Source organism: Nocardia ignorata NBRC 108230 (genome assembly GCF_001612905.1).
Taxonomy (GTDB): domain Bacteria; phylum Actinomycetota; class Actinomycetes; order Mycobacteriales; family Mycobacteriaceae; genus Nocardia; species Nocardia ignorata.
In genome coordinates this window covers 501270-519805 of the sequence record NZ_BDBI01000002.1, presented here as the reverse complement: position 1 = coordinate 519805, position 18536 = coordinate 501270, and the positions used below count along the sequence as shown (strand labels likewise).

The following is an 18536-nucleotide window of genomic DNA, read 5'->3' as shown; positions in this document are numbered from 1 at the left end:
GATGGTCCAGCCGTCCGGGTTACTCGCGGCTCCCGCCCGTGGAATGGCACGTGAACACCCGTGAAAGAGCCGTTTAACCCGATTCGCCGTCGACGGAGGGCCGCACCCGGAGCAATCCGTGCCCGGTGGCGGCCGTGGTGACCGTCGCCAGCTCGGCGTGCGCGCGGATCCACTCGCCCTCGGCGAAGCGCACCCGCAGCGTGAGCCGCCGCGTCGTGTCCGGAGCGTGCACCAGCTCGGCACAGGCGGCACGCAACGCGGTCAGATCGGCGGGGTCGATGGTCGGTCGTTCGACGGCCCAGCGATCCAGCGGCGGCGGTGGATCAGCCACCCATTCGTAGATGACGCCGCTGGCGAGCAGGATCAGCCCGGCGCCGACGTCCACGCCCTTGGACACGGCGCGCAGCATCGCGACCTCGAGGTCGACGGTTTCGCCGCCGAGTTCGGGGACGGCGTGCATCAATCCGCTCACCCGGCGCAGCTCCGGCCGGGCCCGCGCGACCATCTGGAACCGCCGGACCTGTTCGTCGTCGCCGAGCACGTCGACCGCTCCCTGCCAGCGCCCGCCGGGCTCGAGGGTGCTCGCCATCGCGAAATAGTCGACCCGGCCGTCGAAACGGACCATGCGCCCGAACGCCTCGGGCGGTGTGCGCACCACCCGCACGGCCCCGGGCTCGCGCGCGAAGATCAGTTCCTCCAGTCCCGGCCCGTGATGGGCGAGTTCGGTGCGGGCATCCCAATCCCAGGCGGCGACGTGACGGCGTGGCGGCACGGGCGCGTCGGCCGGCCCGATCCAGACCTGGACGCCGTGTGTCCCGCCCAGTGCGCACCGCACGGGTTCGACGACAACGACGGTGTCGCCCAGACGCGCGGATTCCCCGCCGCGTACCGCGTCACGCAGCAGTTTCGCCTTGGCGGCGCCGAGCGCGCGTGGCCAGCGTCGGGGGGCGATCCATTCCCTGATCCGCGCGTCGTCGGCGACAAGAGCCGGTTCGAGATCCTCGGTGAGGGTCTCGACCAGTAACCACCCGTCGGCGGTCATTCAGCTGGGTGCCACGCCGCGTCCGGCACGTGGGAGATCGAGATCGAGCGGAATACGCCCCTCCCGAAGCTGAACCTCGACCTCCTCGGCGGGCATCGGTCGTGCGATCAGGAAGCCCTGGGCGCGGTAGCAGCCGAGACCGACAAGGGTCCGGGCCGCCATGGGGGTCTCCACCCCCTCGCCGACCACGCCGAGCCCGAACGAACCGGCAAGGCCGATAATGGATTTCACGATGGCGAGGTCGTCGTTGCTGTCGCCGAGACGCTGCACGAAACCCCGGTCGATCTTCACCGCGTCCACCGGCAGGGCCTTCAGATGCGACAGCGAGCTGTAACCGGTGCCGAAGTCGTCGATGGCGATCTGCACGCCCATCCGCTTGAGCCCGCGCAGGGTCACCCGGGTGCGCACGAGGTCTTGCACGACAACGTGTTCGGTGATCTCGAGGCACACCGAGCTGCCGTCGATCTCGAACAGGCGGAGGATGTCTTCGATCCGCTCGACGAAATCGGCGCTCACCAGCTGCACCGGCGACACATTGATCCGGATGACGACATTGGCCGCCAGGCCACGCCGCCGCCAGTCGGCGAATTGTGAACAGGCCGAACGGATCACCCAGCGACCGAGCTCGCCCGCCAGGTTGGTCGCCTCGGCCACCGAAACGAACGCACCAGGCGGTAAGAGGCCACGGGTGGGATGCTGCCAGCGCACCAGCGCCTCGAGCGCGACGATCCGGCCGGTGCGCAGGTCGACCTCGGGCTGGTAGTGCAGGATCAGCGACCCGTCGGAGACCGCGCTGCGCAGGTTCAGCTCCACATCGTCCTGGAGTTCGAACTGCGCGCGCATGGCGTCGGTGAACACCGCGACGCCGTTGCCCCCACCGGATTTGGCGGACAGAAGGGCGTGATCCGCTCGGCGCAGGACGTCCGACACCGAAGTCTCGCCCGGAATGCCCAGCGCCACACCCACACTCACACCACGGCTCACCGACTCCTGGCCCACCGAGACCCGGCGCCCGATGAGTTGCTGAATGCGCGCGGCCTCGAGTTCGGCGGCGACCGCGTCCATCGGTTCGGCGGGCACGATCACGAATTCGTCGCCACCGAGGCGGGCGATCATGTCGTCGGGCCCGAGGTTCTGTTTCAGCCTGCGGGCGAGAGTGCGGATGAAATTGTCGCCCGCGCTGTGGCCGAGGAAATCGTTGAGGGCCTTGAGCCGGTCGAGATCGAGAAAGAAGGTGGCGACGGGGCCCGGGTTTTCGGGCGCGAGCCTGCGTTCCATGTATTCGAGCAGGGCGCGCCGGTTGGCCAGGCCGGTGAGATCGTCGTGCAGGGCGATATAGCGCAGCTTCTCCTCGGCGACCACGCGCGCCTGCAGTTGCGCGAACAGGGCGGCGATCGCCTTGAGGACATTGAGTTCGCGCTTGGTCCAGGTGCGGTCGCCCATCTTCACGAAGCCGAGCACACCGGTGGACTCACCCCGCGAGACCAGCGGCACACAGGCCATGGCGACCTGCGGGATGCCGGAGGATTTGCGGATCGTTTCCTGGTAGTCCTCGCTGTCGTTACCGGGCCGGACGATCAGCGGTTCGGTGGCGAATTCGAGAGCGCGGAATACCGAGTCGGCCTTGTCGAACTCCACCACCCGTAACGGGTCGGGCACCGGAGTATCCGCGCGCTGCGGCCATTCGGCGACGAGCACGGTGGCGCGGCGGGTGCGGTCGGTATGGCGCAGATAGCTGAAATCGACGTCGAAATGTTCGACGAGTGCGGCGAGCACCCGCTCGCTCGCCGCCACCATGGTCGTGGCGTCGACACCCATCAACTCGGAGGCGACCTGGGTCACCAGTGAGTCGAGCGATTGCCGATGCACGCTGTCTCCGATCCGCGCTATCCGTCGTTCCTACTGCCAGGCACCGGCAACCGTCGACTGCGAACGCTCGCAGCGGCGGCGTAGCTCAGACGAAGAACCAATGCCACGTTCTCATCCCCAGAGATTTCCATGATGTCCAGGAAACGCCTCTGAATGCTGGCAAGTGTATCTGTGAACTCGGGAGAAACGCGGCGCAAATCCTCGGGCCGGTTCGCGTACAGGAACACCGGAGATACCGGCTGCACCGCCAGCCCCAGCAGTTGCGCCCGCAACCAGACCTTTTCGACGGCGGCACCGGCCCGCGCGTAGTCGGCGAGATCCGGTGCGCCGCCGCCGCGTTTCCGGAACCCCACGGCGACCAGCGCGGAACTCGACCGCACCCGATCGACCGTGAATTCGCCGAGCGCGGTGCCTGCCGACCACTCACGCAACCGGTCCATCACATCACTGCGGCTGCCGACTTGGAGTTTCGCGAGTTCGTCCGGTGCCGGGTCGAGGGTCCGCACGTCGATGCCGGTGCGGATATCCTCGCCCGGCCAGCGCAATTCGGCGTAGAGCTGCTGGTGCAGCTGCGGAGTGAGATAGCGGACGCGATCGCTGGCACCGAGCAGATCCGCGGCCTCGGCGAGGCGTTCGCGCCCGGTGATCGCGTGCACGATCGCCTGCTCGCCCGCTGCTTGCGCGAGGGCGGGCAGCACCGAATCCGGGAGGTCGGCGGCATTGCCGAGGCGCCGGTTGGTGTGGCGCGCGCAGGCGAGGGGGTAGTCGGCGGCGAGCTCGGCGTCGGTGCCGGGACGCAGTCGCAGGCGGGCGATCAGGGGTGCCGACGGCTCGTCGACGAGCAGTTGCGTGTCGCTGAGCAAACCGTGAGCGGCGGCCGCCGCAGTGGCGTTGTACAGCGCGGCACCGACGGCGACCGCGCTGCCGCGCAGGTCGACGTCCATCGCCGTCGTGTCCGTCGGATCGAGGGCGATCTCGATGAGCTCGTCGTCGCCGCGCAGGATCCACGGCTGCACATTGCCGCCCGAGGGCGCGCGCTGCGCGCAGGCGAGGATCGCGCCGATGGTGTCGGTGGGCGGTGGCTCGTCGTCGAGTTCGGTGGCGTGGTCGTCGGCGTCGTCGTCGAGGTAGCCGGGTTCGGCGAGCGAATCGAGGGCGGCCTCGAGATCGATGCGTGTTCGGCCCGACGACAGCTTCACCCCGAGCCCGATCCGGCGGACCGCCGCGCTGACGATCGCGGCACCCAGCTGCACCTCACCGCCCAATTGCGGCCAGGTGGTGATGGTTTCGCCGACCTCGGCCAGGCTGGCGGCCATGCGCGCGGACAGCTGGGCCGGGTCGAGGATGCGCAGCACGTGTGGCGCCTTGGACCTGGTGTCGAGACCGGCGAGCTGGGCGCCGGTGGTCGCACCGAGCAGACCGTGGAAGGGTTCGCGACCGGGTTCGAGATCGTAGCGTTCGACGTCGAACAGGCCGCGGTCGTTGGTGTCCATCAGCAGCGGGATGCGCCTGCGGCGGGCGGCTTCGCGGACCGCGAATTTGATGTCGAGCGAATCGCATTCCTCGACGACGAGGGAGAGCCCGTCGAGGAATTGGTCGGCGGTCTCGGTGAGCACACCGGTCTGCCAGATCTCCACCGGCAGGTAGGGGTCGAGTTCGGCGATGCGGCGGGCGGTCACCACCGCTTTGTTCACGCCGACGTCGAACAGCCCGCCCGGGACCCGGTTGAGGTTCGACAGCTCGATGGTGTCGAAGTCGGCCAGGCGCAGCAGCCCGCAGGTGCCCTCGAGCGCCAGCGTGTAGGCCACCGAATGGCCGACGCTCTGCCCGACGACGCCGACGCGCAGTTCCCGCAGCCGCCGCTGTTCGTCTCGGGTGAGCTTGTTGCGGTTGCGGTCCGAGCGGATCGCGGCGAAGGCGTCGGGCCCGAGGACGGCGACGAGCGCGTTGCGCCACGGGTAGTGCACCCACCGTTCCTCGCCGGGGTCGAGCCCCGGCGGTGGGCCGGTGAGCTGATCGAGTTCGGCGCGCAGTCCGGCGCGCAGGTCGACGGTCTGGATGCCGGGTGTGTCGGCGAGCTGCCGCAAGGTTGCCCGGTCGGTGGGGTCGCGCGGATCGAGCAGACGTGGCCGGTAGTCCGCCGTCTGTGGTGCTTGTTCGTTCATCTAGCGATCGACCCCACGAAAACGTGCCGTCGCGACCGCGGTGGTGTGACGGTGAATCCGCCGCAACCGCGTTTCGCCGCATGCTGCATCGACAGCCATCGGGTTCCTACTCCATGCTTCACGCCCGCAAGGGGTCGGCGTCCCATAGATGCCGACTGGTGCAGTATCCGTCATCGGTTACGAATCCACCAGACAAGTGGCTAATTTCCCGGAAACCTTCTGAGCCAGTTGAAATAATCGCAGGTCAGAAGCGGTTAGGGTGCACTGAGTAAATTTTCGCAGACCGTACGGTCCGAATGCAGCTACTCATCAGTTATCGACTTGGATCGAGACGAACAGTTCCACGTCGGTCGGCCCGTGCCAGACCTCGATCTCCTCGCGGTAGGCGCGCGAGATCTCGGCGGAGGCGGTGGCGTCGTCGACCTGGGCCCACACGTCCTCGACCGGGTCGTGGTAGTCGCCGTTGGGCGCGAAGCGGGCGTAGATGCCCTTGGGCACGCTGACCATGAGGTCACCGACGGGCACCTCGTCGGGCGTGGCGAATTCGCGGGCGACGAGGGCGTTCCAGTTGCCGGCCGGGTCCGGCACGTAAACGGTGTGCAGTGGTTCGCGCCCGCCGGGACGGTCGCGCAGCCGGTCCTTGAGGAACTCGATCAGATCGCTGTTGGAGACCTTGAAACTGGGATGCACGCGCGGCACGGCGAGGCCGCCGTAGAGCGCCCCGCCGCGGACCACGATCGTGTAGGTCATCGCGGATCGACCGCCAGGTACAGGTCGATCTTGTACGCGTGCGGGTAGCACTCGAAATCGCCGGTGAAGGTGCGTTTGATCTGGTTGTGTTCCTCGGCGTAGGCGATCTGGGTCCACAGATCCGTCATCACCTGGGGAAAGTTACCGACCGAGGAGAAGCGGGCGTAGGCGCCGCGCGGGAGCCGGGCGGCGAGATGGCCACGGGTGACCTGGTCGAGCGAATCGCACTGATAGCCGACGATCTGGGTGTTGTAGGTGCCCAGCTCGCCGCTGAAATCGGTATAGGCGCTGGCCAGTGGCCCGCCGAGATCCTGGTGCAGGACCGCCGACCAGGCGGCTTCGAGGTCGTGGTCGCGCAGCTTACCGAGTGCGCGTTTGGGACTGCGGACCGGCAAACCGGCCACCCAGGTCTCGTCCCGCTCGACGATTTCGAACTGCATTGATGACTCTCTCGAAGGTCGGCACGGTTGCGCCATGCTATCAACATCGGTCGACCCCACCTAACCACAGCTGAGCTGGTCAAACGTCCATCACCACGCGGGGCATTGTCCGATTCACCTCCATGCTCTAAGCTCCCGCGCTCGTGTGGGTACGCGCGGCGCTCGAACCGCGAAAACAAGTGATGCGGTGGGCAGGACTTGTCGTTCTCGCGGTCCTGGCGGGGTACATCGCGGTGTTGCTCGGCGACGCGCGCCATTTCTACACCGACGATACCGAGGCGCAGTACGTGCCGATGTGGCAGCTGCTCGGCGCCGAGCTCCGCGCCGGCCGGTTCCCGGCGATGGTCCCGTGGGAATGGATGGCGGGCAACTACAGCCTCGAGGAGGCCGGGCTCTACAACCCGGCCCAGCTGCTGGTGTATCTGCTCGCGCCCTCGTTCGACAATCTGGCCGGTTACGCCACGGCCGTGAAGTTCGTGTTCTCCGCGATCGCGGCGCTCGGCGTGTTCCGTATCTGCCTGGCCTACGGTGCGCGGGCACCGTGGGCGGCGCTGGCCGGTGTCGCGTTCCCCTTCAGCGGCTGGTTCCTGTTCTTCGACGAGGCGAGCTGGTTCACCTCCCAGACGGGCACCGCGTGGCTCGTGCACGCCTGGGCCTCGGCGGTGCTCTACGCGCGCAAACGATCCGGCCCGATCCCGCTGTTCGTGTTCCTGTACCTGGCGCTGACGATCCAATACGTCTTCCCGGCGGTCGAAGCCGCGCTGATGATCGTGGCCGTGGCCGCCGGGGAGTACCTGTATCAGCGCAAGTGGGTGCCGGTGCTGCGGATGCTCACCGCCGCCGGTCTCGCCGCGCTCGCCTCGCTGATCGCGAATCTGCCGCTGCTGCTGTCGTCCCAGGCCACCTGGCGCGGTGACGTCTCGACCATCCACAACGATCCGTTCCTCACGGTGCCGTGGTCGGAATCGCTCAATGCCAGTCTGCCGAGCACGGTTCCGGCGTTCACCGCGTGGTGGGGGCATGTGCAACCACTGCCGATGGTCTACATCGCGTGGTTCGTGATTCCGGCGCTGGCCTTCATAGATTGGAAGGCGGCGGCGAAGACGGCGAGCGAGTGGAGCGGCATCGCCCTGTTCGGGGTGGCGACGCTGATGTGGACGGCGGGACCTGGCGCGATCGGGCCGCTGCGCTGGCCCGCGCGGGTGCTGCCGATGCTCGCCATCGCCGTGCTCGTGCTCGTCTGTGTCCTGCTCAGCAGGTACGGGGTGTTCGCGTCGTCGCGGCGGCGGTACGCGGCGGCGGGCGCGTTGATCGGGCTGCTGTTCATCCGGTCCTTCTCTGCCGCACCGGAACTCCTCGTCCGGCACGTGCTCGCGGTCGTCGCGGTCGTGGCGATGGGAGCGGGCGCGCTGTGGCTCGCGCGTCATCGTGGCGTGGCAGCGGCGGCGACGGCGATGATCGCCGCGACCATGCCCATCGCCTTCGCACAAGTCGCGGCTGCTCCGGAAACCCCACTGTCCTACGGGTTCCCGGAGCGGCGCTCGGAGATGCTCGCCGCCTTCCCCGATTTCGACGGGCGCACACTGCAACTGGCCGACCGCATCGCGGTGCGTGACGAGGAGCGCACGCTCGCGGGCACTTACGGATCGATCGCGCTCGGCAGCTACGCCAAGAACATGGGCCTGCAGTACGTGAACGGGTACACCCCTGTCGGGCACGCCGCCTTCGCCGGTCTGCTGTGCATGGCGTGGGACGGTGGCACCTGCCCGGACGCCTATCGCCGGGTGTTCGCCGTCGAACCCTCGACCGACACGCCGATCGCCGACCTGATGCGACTGGATCGCGTTGTGCTGCAACGCGCGCAGTACCCGGACGCGGGCGAGAAACCCGCACCGCCGGGCTGGGCGTTCGTCCGCTACCCCGGCCACGAACACCAGATCTGGGTGCTGGAACGCGTGAATCCGCTGCCCTCCCCCGGCGACATGATCGCGCACGAATCCGGTGTCCACGCCACGGTGATGCCGGAGGCCGGCCTCACCAACCGCGCGACCGTCTCCTCCGGCACCGGCGGACGGATCGTGTTCTCCCGCCTGGCCTGGCCCGGCTACACGGCCACCCTCGGCCCGAGCGAGATCCCGACCCGCGCGGTGGCGGGCACCTTCCTCGCCGTCGACATTCCGCCGGGCACGCACAACGCCGAGCTCACCATCACCTGGCGCCCGCCCGGCCTGTCGATCAGCCTCACGGCGGCGCTGCTCGCCGTGCTGGGGATCGCGGCGCTGCACTGGTGGTACCGGCGCGAGGACGAACCGGCGGTCGAGGAGCCGGCCGCCGAACGCCCTCGCGTCGCGGTCAGCTGATCGCGGCGGCCAGGTGCGGCCAGGCCTCGTGCAGGTCGGCCTCGAACTGACCCCAGGTGTGCGAACCGGTGGGCCGGTGCACGTGCACGGCCGGGATACCCAGCTGGGCGAGGCGCCCGGCGAAGGCGGCCGTGCAGGCGCCCGCGATGGTCTCGAGCGGCGGCATCGGTAAACCACGGTCGGCGGCGCCCGGTGCGCCCGTCGCAGCGGCGAGGAAGATCGACTTGCCCGCGAGGCGACCGGCATTGGCGAAGACGTCGTGCTCGCGCCAGACGGGTCCGCCCGGAACCCCCCACATGTTGCCCGGGTTGCCGCCGCCGCGCACGGCCTGGGCGCTCGCCATCGCGATACCCATCGGGTCGGCCGCCCACGGGCATCCGCTCAGCGCCGCCACCGCCGAGAACCTCGGACCGCCCTGGATCGCCAGATCCAGCGCCGACGCCGCGCTCATCGATACGCCTGCGATGGCGTTGCGGCCGTTGGTGGCAAGCGCGCCGTCGATCACGCCGGGCAGTTCCTCGGTCAGGTAGGTCTCCCACCGCACGCGGCCGACGGCGGGATCGTCGGAGATCCAGTCGGTGTACAGGGTGAACGCACCGCCGACCGGCATCACCACATTGACGAACTTGTCGGCGAAGAAGTGCCGCACATCGGTGTTGTCCCACCAGGAGATGCCGTCGGCGCCACCGCCGGCACCCGTGAGCAGGTACAGCGTCGGCGCGCCCGCGCCCGCCGCCTTGATCACCTTGTTCTGCACGACCCGCCCCATCGCGGGCGAGTACACGTCGAGCTGGGCGGCCCGCCCGCCCAACGGCACCTCCCCCGTCACATGAGCCCCCGGCTCGGCTGTCGCCCGGCCCCCGCCGACAACAGCGACGATCGCGCACACCACAGCAAGCCACACCCTCGATGTAGTCACCGATCCGGTATACCCCCTGCTCCCGGGTTCGACACGGAAACACACGCGGTCGCCCGACACCGCCACCGGATGGTGACCAGGGTCACTGCGACCTGGACGTATGTCCTGTGAGGTGCTGGTGAGCTGCTGTTTCCGCCGATAGCCGAGCACTCGGCGCCCGGAAAACCAGATGATTTGTGTCGGTGGTGACCGGAATACTTGCCCGCGCCCGATGAGTTGGACCGACGGCCCCCGTCTTCTTTCTTGTGGTGCCCGCACACCCGCCGTTCCCCGCCCCGGAGGTTTACCCGAATGCCAGCCGATATATCCGCACCTGCCGCGAAGGAGCGGACACCAACTGTCATCCGGGTCCTGGTGCTCGCGACCTTCGTCGTGATCCTCAACGAGACCATCATGATCAACGCGATCCCCCGCCTGATGGAGGATCTGAAGGTCACCGAGGTGGCCGCGCAGTGGGTGTCCACCGCGTTCATGCTCACCATGGCGGCGATCATCCCCACCACCGGCTGGTTCCTGCAGCGGGTCACGACCAGGACGGCCTACGCCACGGCGATGGCCACCTTCATGGCGGGCACGGTGCTCTCGGCCGTCGCGCCGACCTTCGCCGTGCTGCTCATCGGCCGGATCATTCAGGCCGGTGGCACCGCGGTGATGATGCCGCTGCTGATGACCACGTTGATGACCGTTGTCGCGGAGAAGGATCGTGGCCGGGTGATGGGCAACGTCACCCTGGCCATCTCGGTCGCGCCCGCGATGGGTCCGGTCGTGTCCGGGCTGGTGCTGCAGATCAGCGTGCCCCAGATCGACTCGTGGCGACTGCTCTTCGTGCTGATGCTGCCGATCACCGGCATCGTCACCTGGCTGGGTCTTCGCCAGCTCGAGAACGTCGGCGAGCCGGAGGCCGGAGCCATCGACCTGCTCAGTGTCGCGCTGGCGGCGCTCGGTTTCGGTGGGCTGGTGTACGGGCTGAGCAAGTTCCACGGTGACGACTACACGACCGCGATCGTGATCGTCGCCGTCGGCCTGGCCATGATCGGTGCGTTCGCGCTGCGTCAGATCCGGTTGCAGCGCACCGGCACCCCGCTGCTCGACCTGCGTGTGCTGCTGGCAGGTACCTACACCAAGGCACTCGTGCTGATGTCGGTCGCGTTCCTGGCGATGATGGGTTCGATGATCCTGCTGCCGCTGTACCTGCAGAACCTGCGGCACCTGAGCCCGTTGGAAACCGGTCTGCTGGTGATGCCGGGTGGTCTGGCGATGGGTCTGCTCGGTCCGACCGTCGGCAAGCTGTTCGACAAGTTCGGTGGGCGCGTGCTGGTGATCCCCGGCTCCATCGGCATCACCGTCTCGCTGGCCGGCTTCACCCAGATCTCGACGGATATGCCCTACTGGCAGCTGCTCGGCCTGCACATCCTGATGATGGTGTCGCTGGCGGCCACGTTCACCCCGGTGTTCACCCTCGGCCTCGGCGCCCTGCCGATGAACCTGTACTCGCACGGCAGCTCGATGCTCGGCACCCTGCAGCAGGTGGCCGCGGCCTTCGGTACCGCGCTGGTGGTCACCGTGATGTCGGCGCGCAGTACCTCGCTCATCGACGCGGGCACCGACCCGGCGACGGCCGGCCTGGACGGTATGCGCCTGGCCTTCGGTGTCTCCGCCGTCCTCGCCCTGATCGTCATCGCGATGGCGGTGCTGCTGCCCGCTCGCGCGGCGGCCGACCCGCACGCCGCCCCGGCGGTGCAGGACGCCGAGGAGGAAACCCCGGAGCTGGTCAAGAACTGACCTGATCCCCGCGAAGCCCCCGTTCCTCGTGGACGGGGGCTTTGTCGTTCCGGCCGGTCAGGCCGCGGGACGGATGATGATGTCGCCGACGGTGTTCCGCGCGTGCAGGCGCACCGACGCACCGTTCGGGGCGACCGGCACGATCGTGTTGCGCACCGCGCCGACGGTCGCCTCGGTCTCGAGTTGCACAGCGGTGCCGGGACGGATGCCCACCTCCAGCTCGCCCATGGAGGTCTCCACCCGGATCTCGCCGCTGGTCACCTCACCGATGCGGATGTCGCCCTTGGCGACCTTGGCGGTGACCGGCCCCGCGGGGCGTTCGAGGACGATGTCGCCGAGGGAAATCGTCAGGTCGCAGGCGCCGAGCGCACCGTTGCCGCGCAGTTGCCCCACCCCGGCCGTTCCGGTGAGGTGTGAGCCGGTGGGCACCTCGATGGTCAGCTCGATCGACGGGTTACCACCGAACGGGCTGTGGGTGCGCCAGCTCTTGGGCGTCACCACCGTGAGCTTGCCGTCGGCGAAGCTCACCTCGGTCTGTTCGGCGACGCGCACGTCGCCCTTCTTGCCCGGATCGGACGGCGCGACGGTGACGACGGCGTCGCTGCGGTCGGAGGCGATGACGGTGACGCCTGCCGACAGGACATCGACGCTGACGGTGACCGGTGCGGTGGTGGCGAAGGTGTACATCGGGTGCTCCTCGGTGGATCCGTTCGGTTGATGACCATACTGTCGCGACCGGCGCTGACACGAGGCTGACACCACCCTGACGCACCCGGGGACACCATATCCGGACAGGCGACCAGCTGTGCTGGGCGTCGCCCGGTCACCCGGTGCACAATGGGCGACGTGCAGATCGGAATGCTCGGGCCGCTGGAGATCCGGACAGCAGACGGTGGATCGATAGCGATACCCGGCGCCCGACTGCGGGCATTGCTCATCGCCCTCGCGCTGGAACCGGGCCGCGCCATTCCCAAGACCCGGCTGGTCGACCTGATCTGGGACGAACAGCCTCCGGCCGACGCCGCGAATGCCTTGCAGGCGCTGGTCTCCCGGCTGCGCAGACTGCTGCCCGACGGTTCACTCGAGGTGCAGGCGGGCGGGTACCGTCTCGCCGTCGAGCCCGACGCCGTCGACGCGGTGCGCTTCGAACGGCTGCTCGACGAAGCGCGCGGCACCGACGACCTGCGTCAGGCCGAACTGCTGCGCGAGGCACTGGAACTCTGGCGCGGCGAGCCCCTGCAGGATGTCGCCGACAGTACCCGGTTCGACCCGGTGGTCACCCGTTTCCAGGGGTTGCGCCTGGCCGCGATGGAGGACCGGTACGAGGCCGAGGTGCGGCTGGGTCGTGGCCCGGAGGTCGTCGCCGAGCTCACCGAAGTCGTTGCGCGGCATCCGGTTCAGGAGCGGCTGGTGGCCGCGTTGATGCGCGCGCTCGGCGCGGCGGGTCGCGGGGCCGAGGCGCTGGTGGTGTTCCAGCGCACCCGCGAGGCGCTGGCCGACGAACTCGGCGTCGACCCGTCACCGGAGCTGTCGCAGCTGCACGTCGCGCTGCTGCGCGGCGAGCTCGGCGCCCGGCCCGCGCAGCGCTCGACGAACCTGCGCGCCGAACTCACCAGTTATATCGGCAAGCACGGCGACATCGCCGTGGTGCGCGAACTCCTCGCGACACACCGGCTCACGACGATCACCGGCCCCGGCGGCTCGGGCAAGACCCGGCTGGCGGTGGAAACCGCCCGCACCATGCTCGACGACCTTCCCGAGGGCGCGTGGCTGGTGGAACTCGCCGCCACCGACGCGAGCGGGGACCTCGCCCAGCTGGCCTTCGCTGCACTCGGCCGACGCGACGCCCTGATCGGCGACACCCCGAACGCCGAACCGATGGCCCGGCTCGTCGCCGCCATCGGCGACCGGGAAACCCTGCTGATCCTCGACAACTGCGAGCACGTGATCGAGGCCGCCGCCACCTTCGCCCACCGGATCCTCGGCGAGTGCACGGGTCTGCGCATCCTGGCGACGAGCCGGGAACCGCTCGGCATCACCGGCGAGGCGCTGTGGCAGGTCGCGCCGCTCACGGTGCCGAGGGAGAACGCCGACCCGCAGGCGATCGAGTCCTCCCCCGCCGTCGTCCTGCTGCGCGACCGTGCGAGCGCGGTGCGCGGCGACCCCGGTTCGGACGAAACGGCTTTGGCGACGATGGCCCGGGTGTGCCGCGCCCTGGACGGTATTCCCCTCGCGATCGAGCTGGCGGCGGCGAGGTTGCGCACCATGTCGCTCGAACAGCTCGCCCACCGCCTCGACGACCGGTTCCGCCTGCTCACCGGCGGCAGCCGCACCGCGATCGCGCAGCACCGCACCCTGCGCGCGGTGGTCGACTGGAGCTGGGAACTGCTGTCGGACGCGGAGAAGACAGTGCTGCGCAGGCTAGCGGTGTTCTCCGGCGGTGCGAGTCTCGAAGCGGCCGAACACGTCTGCGCCGACAGTGCGACGGTGCAGGACCGGGAGGTGCTCGAACACCTCACCACGCTGACCGAGAAGTCGCTGCTCACGGTGTCCGAGAATCCACAGCCGCGCTACCGCATGCTCGAAACCATCAAGCAGTACGCCGCCGAACGCCTCGACGAGGCGGGCGACGCCGAATCCGCACGCCGAACGCACATCTCGCACTTCATCGCCCTGGCAGCCACCGCCGAACCGCACCTGCGCCGCGCCGAGCAGCTCGACTGGCTCGCCGTACTCGAGGCCGACCACGACAACCTCGCGGTCGCCATGCGCACGGCCCTCGCCGCCGCCGACGCCGATGCCGCGATGCGCCTGGCCGCCGCGGCGGGCTGGTACTGGTGGCTGGCCGGCTACAAGGGCGAGGGAACCGAGTTCGTCCTGGCCGCCGCCGAACTGTCCGGCGACGTGGACGACGAGACACGGGCAACGGTGTATGCCCTGGTCGTGCACTTCCTCAGCGGTGGTCGCGGTGGTGAACACGAGGTCGGGGAATGGATCCGCAAGGCCAACCGGTACGGCCGCGACAGCCGGGGCGGACACCCCGCGCTGCGGTTCGCCGGTGCGCTGGAGCGCATCCTGGCCGGCCCCGAGCACTATCTGCCCGCGTTCGAATCGCTGCTCTCCGACGAGGATCCGTGGGTGCGCGCACTGGCCCGGCTGCAACTGGGCAAGCTGCGCACCGTGCTCGGCCATCCGGGCCGCGCGGCCGACGAACTGCTCGAGCAGGCGCTCGCGGAATTCCGCGTCATCGGCGAGCGCTGGGGGATGTCGTTCGCGCTGACCGAGCTGGCCAACCGCACGGCCATGCGCGGCGAATTCGATGCCGCCTGCGCGCTTTTCGACGAGGCGATCGCGGTGGTCACCGAGGTCGGCACGCTCGAGGCCGTGGTACGCATGCGCGCACGCCAGGCCCAGCTGTACTGGCTGCTCGACGACACCGAGGCGAGCGAGGCGGCGCTGGCGCACGCGCAGGAGTGCGCGGACCGCACCGGCTGGCCGACCTCGCTGGCCGAGGTCGCGCTCGTTCGGGCCGAATTGGCAAGGTGGAGCGGCCAACCCGTGCTCGCGCAACAGCAGATGGAACTGGCGCAGAAACTGCTCGGTGACGAGGCCGGGCAACCGGTCGTGAGCGCCATGGCCCACGATCTGCGCGGCTATCTCGCCGCCGATCTCGACGAGGCACGGACCAGCCACCGCGCGGCCTTCCAGGCCGCATCGAGCGCCGGCCACGCGGCGCTGCTGGCCCAGATCCTCGTCGGGATCGCGGATCTGGCCTTGCGCGCCGAACAACCCGAGCAGGCCGCCCGCCTGCTCGGTGCCGCCACCGTCACCCGCGGCGTGCCCGACCTGTCGCTGCCCGACGCGGCCCGCATCGAGGAGCAGACACGCCGAAGCCTCGGCGAAGCGGACTTCGCCGAGGCGGTGGCTCGTGGGTCGGAGTCGGATGTCACCGAACTGGTCGAGCTCACACTCGCTTGCTGAAGGTCGAGCGCGACCACACATAGCCGATCACCGCGAAGCCCGCGCACCAGGCGAAGGCGGCGACGGTGTGGCCGCCCGACGGCGTGCCTGCCAGGAAACCGCGCACCGATTCGATGATCGGGGTGAAGGGCTGGTACTCGGCGAACTGCCGCACGCCGGGGCCCATCTTCTCGGCGGGCACGATCGCGCTGCTCAGGAAGGGCAGCATGAGCAGCGGAACCACCGACATCCCCGCGGCCTCCGGGGTCTTGGCGGCCATGCCGAGGGCGACGGTGAGCCAGGCGGCGGCGAAGGCGGTCGCCAGCAGCACACCGAGCGCGCCGAGCCACTGCACCGCGCTCGCCGGTGACCGGAAACCGAGCGCGAAACCGACGCCGAGCACGGCCGTCAAAGCGATCACATTGGTGACGATGCTCGCCGCGACATGCCCGGTGAGCACGGCACCGCGCGACACATCCATCACCTTGAACCGGTTGATGACGCCCTTGGTCATGTCCGAGCTCACCGACACCGCCGTGCCGGACAGGCCGTAGCTGATGGCGAGCATGAGCATGCCCGGCACCGCGTAGTCGATGTAGTTCTCGCCGACATCGAAGGCGTCACCGAAGACGTAGACGAAGATCAGCATCATCATCACCGGCATCAGCGCGGCGTTGAAGATGGTCACCGGGCTGCGGGTGATGTGGGTGAAGTTGCGCCGCAACATGACCGACGAATCGAACAGTGCGCTGGACAGCGGGTTGGACGTGGTGGTGCTCATCGGGCTTCGGCCTCCTGGGTTGCGCGCCCGGTGAGGGCGAGGAAAACATCGTCGAGATCGGGGGTGTGGATGGAGACCTCGTCGGCCTCGAGGTCGTGGGCGGCGAGCTGATCCATCAGGGCGCGAAGGTTTTTCGTTCCGCCGTCGCCGGGGACGCTCAGGGTGAGCGAATCCTCGTCGGGGGTGGAGTCGGCCAGCGCACGGGCGGCGGCAGCGAGTTCGACGGCACCGGTGAAGCGGAACTCGATGTGGCTGCCGGGAATTCGGCGCTTGAGTTCGCTCGCGGTGCCTTCGGCGACGATGCGGCCCTGGTCGAGCACCGCGATCTTGTCGGCCAGCTGATCGGCTTCCTCGAGGTACTGGGTGGTGAGGAAGATGGTCACGCCCTCGTCGGTCAGTTCGCGCACCATGTCCCACATGGTGCGGCGACTGCGTGGGTCGAGGCCGGTGGTCGGTTCGTCGAGGAAGATGATCCGCGGCTTGGTCACCAGCGTCATCGCCAGATCGAGCTTGCGGCGCATACCGCCGGAGTAGCTGCCCGCCTGCTTGTTCGCCGACTCGACCAGGTCGAAACGCTCGAGCAGGTCGGCGATCACCCGTTTGCCCGCGGCACCGCGCAGGCGGTGCAGGTCGGCCATCAGCCGCAGGTTCTCCGCACCGGTGAGCAGGTCGTCGACGGCGGCGAACTGCCCGGTGACGCCGATGGCCTTACGGACCGCCTTGGTCTCGGCCATCAGGTCGTGGCCCGCCACCCGCGCGGTGCCCGCGTCGACCTGAAGCAGCGTGGTGAGCACATTGACGGTGGTGGTCTTGCCCGCGCCGTTCGGCCCGAGCAGGGAGAAGATGCTGCCCGCTTCGACGGTGATGTCGATGCCGTCGAGAACCTTCTTGTCCCCGTAGGACTTCCGCAGCCCCGAGGCGGCGATTGCTGTGCTGTTCATGCCGACAACAGTCGCCGGGCAGGCTGACACCGGACTGACGGCGACCTGACACCTCCCCTGACACACTTGGGCGTCATGCGTGTGCGATGTCTGTCAGTGCGGCGTCAGGTCCGCGTCAGCGTTTCGGGCGACGGTTCATCTCGTGAACAGCATCGCCATCGCCCCCGTCTTCGGTCCGCTCGTCGTCCCCGCGCCGGACTGGTCCCGTCTGTACGTCTGGGGTCGCCGGTTCGCGTTCGGCGATCACGCCGTCGCCCAGCTGCTGCGCTTCGCGGTGGTCGGTGGCGTCAGCAACATCGCGTACGTGCTGCTGTTCATGGCCTGCGCCGGCCTCGGACCGCTCGGCGCCAACGTCGCGGGCTCCGTGGTGAGCACGGTGATAGCCAACGAGCTACACCGCCGCCTCACCTTCCGCACCACGGCTGTCCCTTGGTTCACGGCCCAATATCAGGGCGGCGGCCTCGCACTGATCGGCCTGGGCATCACCACAGCCGCCTTGGCCGCCCTCGAGTCTTTCGCCCCCGCCCTCGGCGACCTCACCCAGGCCGCCGCCATGCTGGCGATCATGGCCGCCGTTGGCCTGGCCCGCTTCCTGAGCCTCAGCTATCTGGTCTTCTGACCCCCGGCTTCAGATACCGGCGGCTCGGACGACAGCGTCGGTGAGGCGCGGGGAAAGGGCCGACATCAGTCGGAGCACTCCGGCGTAGACGGGGTACAGCTCGACCGGCTGATCCCGGACGGCGGTGAGCACCCACTGCGCGGCCTGGTCGGGGGTGAGGGCCGCTTGGCTGTCGTACTCGGCAGTGGGACTGATCATCGGCGTGCGCACGAGCGGGAATCCGATGGTGGTCACCTTGATACCGGTGCCGTGGCATTCCGCGCCGACACTGCGGCCGAAGGCGGCGAGGGCGGCTTTGGAGGCGTGATAGGCGCTGAATTTCGGCATCACCCCGGCGGTGGTTCCCCAGGTACCGATGTTGATGATGTGGCCGCGGTTCACCAGGCGCAGCGCGGGAAGCATCGCCAGCGTCAACCGGACGGGCCCGAAGTAGTTGACCGCCATGGTCCGTTCGTAGTCGTGCGCCCGTTCGGCGGCGTCGAGCGCCGTGCGCCGGATCGAGCGTCCCGCGTTGTTGATGATGATGTCCGGGACCCCGAACAGGTCGAGCACCGTCGTGGCCAGTGCGCTGACCTGATCGGCATCCGTCATATCGCACGGCACCGCGTGCGCGCTCCCACCCGCGGCGGCGATGTCGGCGCAGACCTGATCGAGCCGCTCCCGATCGCGGGCGACGGCGACGATATGGGCACCGTGGCTCGCCAGCAGATGCGCGGTGGTCTCACCGATCCCCGACGACGCCCCGGTCAGCACGACAACTTTCCCGCCGAGGTCGACCGGCCCCGAAAGAGCCGCACCCAGCACGGATTTGGCGGAAGGTGCGGGATTGAGAAGAACCTTCGTCACGGGATTGTTCATTGCGCCTGCCCAGGTTCGGAGGTGAGTGGGGCCGACTGCCTCGCAGCGAC

The 18536-nt window shown here is 68.9% G+C and carries 14 protein-coding genes; 4 read left to right on the top strand and 10 right to left on the bottom strand.

The window, feature by feature from the left end; genetic code table 11:
• Positions 1–73 precede the first annotated feature (73 nt).
• The 5 genes from NI2_RS02645 to NI2_RS02625 form a co-directional block, all read right to left on the bottom strand.
• Positions 74–1042: a GAF domain-containing protein gene (locus NI2_RS02645; RefSeq protein WP_067485478.1), complete on the bottom strand. Its 969-nt coding sequence runs from the start codon at positions 1040–1042 to the stop codon at positions 74–76.
• A complete protein-coding gene (locus tag NI2_RS02640) occupies positions 1043–2860 on the bottom strand; it encodes a putative bifunctional diguanylate cyclase/phosphodiesterase (protein ID WP_067485939.1) in 1818 nt (605 codons plus the stop codon). It lies immediately after the preceding gene.
• 68 nt (positions 2861–2928) lie between these two features.
• Positions 2929–5076 (bottom strand): Rv1355c family protein, encoded by a 2148-nt coding sequence (locus NI2_RS02635; RefSeq protein ID WP_067485476.1) that lies wholly within the window; start codon positions 5074–5076, stop codon positions 2929–2931.
• A 309-nt stretch (positions 5077–5385) separates the two neighbouring features.
• Positions 5386–5826 (bottom strand): AraC family transcriptional regulator, encoded by a 441-nt coding sequence (locus tag NI2_RS02630; protein WP_067485474.1) that lies wholly within the window; start codon positions 5824–5826, stop codon positions 5386–5388.
• Complete coding sequence (locus NI2_RS02625) at positions 5823–6266, bottom strand: GyrI-like domain-containing protein (RefSeq protein ID WP_067485472.1); 444 nt, start codon at positions 6264–6266, stop codon at positions 5823–5825. Before NI2_RS02625 ends, NI2_RS02630 begins: the two co-directional genes overlap by 4 nt.
• A gap of 182 nt (positions 6267–6448) precedes the next feature.
• Here NI2_RS02625 and NI2_RS02620 point away from each other — a divergent pair, with 182 nt between their 5' ends.
• Positions 6449–8626 (top strand): hypothetical protein, encoded by a 2178-nt coding sequence (locus tag NI2_RS02620; protein ID WP_067485937.1) that lies wholly within the window; start codon positions 6449–6451, stop codon positions 8624–8626.
• Here the strand turns inward: NI2_RS02620 and NI2_RS02615 are convergent.
• Positions 8619–9545 (bottom strand): alpha/beta hydrolase, encoded by a 927-nt coding sequence (locus NI2_RS02615; RefSeq protein WP_067485470.1) that lies wholly within the window; start codon positions 9543–9545, stop codon positions 8619–8621. The two genes, NI2_RS02620 and NI2_RS02615, sit on opposite strands and share 8 nt — an antisense overlap.
• 291 nt (positions 9546–9836) lie before the next feature.
• On the opposite strand from NI2_RS02615, the gene NI2_RS02610 reads away from it, so the two are divergent.
• Positions 9837–11327 carry an MDR family MFS transporter gene (locus NI2_RS02610; RefSeq protein ID WP_067485468.1) on the top strand — a complete coding sequence of 497 codons (1491 nt, stop codon included), beginning with the start codon at positions 9837–9839 and terminating at the stop codon, positions 11325–11327.
• 57 nt (positions 11328–11384) lie between these two features.
• Here the strand turns inward: NI2_RS02610 and NI2_RS02605 are convergent, their stop codons facing one another.
• Complete coding sequence (locus NI2_RS02605; protein ID WP_067485466.1) at positions 11385–12014, bottom strand: DUF4097 family beta strand repeat-containing protein; 630 nt, start codon at positions 12012–12014, stop codon at positions 11385–11387.
• Between the two features lie 159 nt (positions 12015–12173).
• On the opposite strand from NI2_RS02605, the gene NI2_RS02600 reads away from it, so the two are divergent.
• A complete protein-coding gene (locus NI2_RS02600; protein ID WP_067485936.1) occupies positions 12174–15308 on the top strand; it encodes an ATP-binding protein in 3135 nt (1044 codons plus the stop codon).
• Here NI2_RS02600 and NI2_RS02595 read toward each other — a convergent pair.
• Both NI2_RS02595 and NI2_RS02590 read right to left on the bottom strand, forming a co-directional pair.
• Positions 15292–16068 (bottom strand): ABC transporter permease, encoded by a 777-nt coding sequence (locus NI2_RS02595; RefSeq protein WP_067485464.1) that lies wholly within the window; start codon positions 16066–16068, stop codon positions 15292–15294. The genes NI2_RS02600 and NI2_RS02595 overlap by 17 nt on opposite strands.
• Positions 16065–17009 (bottom strand): ATP-binding cassette domain-containing protein, encoded by a 945-nt coding sequence (locus tag NI2_RS02590; RefSeq protein ID WP_067485462.1) that lies wholly within the window; start codon positions 17007–17009, stop codon positions 16065–16067. Before NI2_RS02590 ends, NI2_RS02595 begins: the two co-directional genes overlap by 4 nt.
• A gap of 142 nt (positions 17010–17151) precedes the next feature.
• Between NI2_RS02590 and NI2_RS02585 the strand changes: the two genes are divergently transcribed.
• Complete coding sequence (locus NI2_RS02585) at positions 17152–17628, top strand: GtrA family protein (RefSeq protein WP_067485460.1); 477 nt, start codon at positions 17152–17154, stop codon at positions 17626–17628.
• A 9-nt stretch (positions 17629–17637) separates the two neighbouring features.
• Here the strand turns inward: NI2_RS02585 and NI2_RS02580 are convergent, their stop codons facing one another.
• On the bottom strand, positions 17638–18486 hold the full coding sequence (locus NI2_RS02580; protein WP_067485459.1) for an SDR family NAD(P)-dependent oxidoreductase: 849 nt from the start codon (positions 18484–18486) through the stop codon (positions 17638–17640).
• Positions 18487–18536 lie beyond the last annotated feature (50 nt).

What these genes read in the sequence shown, in the direction of transcription:
- NI2_RS02645 (WP_067485478.1), bottom strand. Translation starts at nt 1,042, where the DNA reads ATGACCGCCGACGGGTGGTTACTGGTCGAGACCCTCACCGAGGATCTC.
- NI2_RS02640 (WP_067485939.1), bottom strand. Translation starts at nt 2,860, where the DNA reads ATGGGTGTCGACGCCACGACCATGGTGGCGGCGAGCGAGCGGGTGCTC.
- NI2_RS02635 (WP_067485476.1), bottom strand. Translation starts at nt 5,076, where the DNA reads ATGAACGAACAAGCACCACAGACGGCGGACTACCGGCCACGTCTGCTC.
- NI2_RS02630 (WP_067485474.1), bottom strand. Translation starts at nt 5,826, where the DNA reads ATGACCTACACGATCGTGGTCCGCGGCGGGGCGCTCTACGGCGGCCTC.
- NI2_RS02625 (WP_067485472.1), bottom strand. Translation starts at nt 6,266, where the DNA reads ATGCAGTTCGAAATCGTCGAGCGGGACGAGACCTGGGTGGCCGGTTTG.
- NI2_RS02620 (WP_067485937.1), top strand. Translation starts at nt 6,449, where the DNA reads ATGCGGTGGGCAGGACTTGTCGTTCTCGCGGTCCTGGCGGGGTACATC.
- NI2_RS02610 (WP_067485468.1), top strand. Translation starts at nt 9,837, where the DNA reads ATGCCAGCCGATATATCCGCACCTGCCGCGAAGGAGCGGACACCAACT.
- NI2_RS02605 (WP_067485466.1), bottom strand. Translation starts at nt 12,014, where the DNA reads ATGTACACCTTCGCCACCACCGCACCGGTCACCGTCAGCGTCGATGTC.
- NI2_RS02595 (WP_067485464.1), bottom strand. Translation starts at nt 16,068, where the DNA reads ATGAGCACCACCACGTCCAACCCGCTGTCCAGCGCACTGTTCGATTCG.
- NI2_RS02590 (WP_067485462.1), bottom strand. Translation starts at nt 17,009, where the DNA reads ATGAACAGCACAGCAATCGCCGCCTCGGGGCTGCGGAAGTCCTACGGG.
- NI2_RS02580 (WP_067485459.1), bottom strand. Translation starts at nt 18,486, where the DNA reads ATGAACAATCCCGTGACGAAGGTTCTTCTCAATCCCGCACCTTCCGCC.